This is a genomic window from Neisseria weixii (assembly GCF_042658245.1).
Lineage (GTDB): Bacteria > Pseudomonadota > Gammaproteobacteria > Burkholderiales > Neisseriaceae > Neisseria > Neisseria weixii.
In genome coordinates this window covers 1-1,326 of sequence record NZ_JBHSPY010000070.1, presented here as the reverse complement: position 1 = coordinate 1,326, position 1,326 = coordinate 1, and the positions used below count along the sequence as shown (strand labels likewise).

1 protein-coding gene and 1 pseudogene are annotated in these 1,326 nt (G+C 59.0%); both read left to right on the top strand.

The features are described 5' to 3' along the window. Positions 1-139: 139 nt before the first annotated feature. Positions 140-421, top strand: a pseudogene (locus ACFPVS_RS13620) (hypothetical protein); the annotation flags it as partial. A gap of 357 nt (positions 422-778) precedes the next feature. Next, positions 779-1,326 (top strand): hemagglutinin repeat-containing protein (locus ACFPVS_RS13615; protein ID WP_378595859.1); only part of this gene is annotated, 548 nt, incomplete at its 3' end.

Sequence of the window (1,326 nt, the reverse complement as noted above, 5' to 3'; positions counted from 1 at the left end):
CCAAGACGACGTTACCCTGATTGCAGGCCGCGACATCAACATCCGCTCCACCCAAAACAGCCAAAACCAATCCGAACGCCAAACCACCAGCGGCATCGGCACGGCGGTGATTTCCGATACCGAACACTTCGCCGGTTGGATGAAAAACCGCCAAGACAGCAACAGCAGGCAAGTCGAGCAGGTCAAATCGCAAATCGGCAGTTTGGGCGGTCATGTCCATATTCAGGCCGAGGGCAACTACACCCAGCAGGTTGCCGATGTATTGGCAGCAAAAGACCTCAATATCACCGCCAAAAGCGTTGACGTATTGGCCGCCCGCAACCTCAGCAGCAGCCACCAAGCCGAGCGCGATGTCAAAATCGGCACCTTTGCCAAAATATCCTCGCCGCTGATTGATTTGGTGAATGCCGCCGAAGGCGCGGTGAAGAGCAAAGCCGACGACCGCACTCAGGCACTGCAAACGCTGGCGGCCGGCGCACAGGCCTATTCCGCCTACAACACCGCCAGCAGCGGCGGCGCATTGGCCAAAGCAGAAGTCGGCTTCGGCTTCAAAACCGCCAACAGCAGCCAAGACCAAAGCCAAAGCCTCAGTCAGGGCAATGTGTTGAACGCCGGCGGCGACCTCAATATCCGTTCCACCGAGGGCGGTATCCGACTGCAGCACACCCGTGCCACAGCCGCCGACACCCTGCGCTTAGATTCGGCCAAAGACCTCATCCTCGAATCCGGCCAATCCGCCCAAAGCGCCGACGGCAAAAACAGCAGCCTCGGGGCATCGGTGGGCGTAGGCGTTTCCGTGGGCGCGCAAACCGGTGTGTACGCCTATGGTGAAGTGGGCGGCAGCAAAGGCAAAAACCACTATCTCGCCCAAACCCACGACCACACCGCCCTCAAAGCCGACAACATCCAATTGGCCAGCCAAGGCGACACCACACTCAAAGGGGCAACCTCCACCGCCAAGCGCATCGATGCCGATGTCAAAGGCCGTCTGAACATCGAAAGCGTTCAAGACCATATCGAGCAGGAAAACAAACAGACCGGCGCGGGCGTACGCGTTCAAGTATCCTTCGGCACCGCATGGGAAGCCTCGGGCAACTTCAGCCAAAGCAAAGCCTCGGGCAGCAGCGACACCGTATCCGTCCAATCCGGCCTCTTCGCCGGCGACGGCGGCTATCACATCAACGCCGACAGCGTCCACCTCAAAGGCGGCGCGATTGCCTCCACCGCGCCGAAAGAGCAAAACGAACTGACCGCCAACCGCTTTACCTTTGAAAACATTCAAAACCAAAGCAGCTACAGCGCGTCTAATGTCGGCTTAAGCGGCGG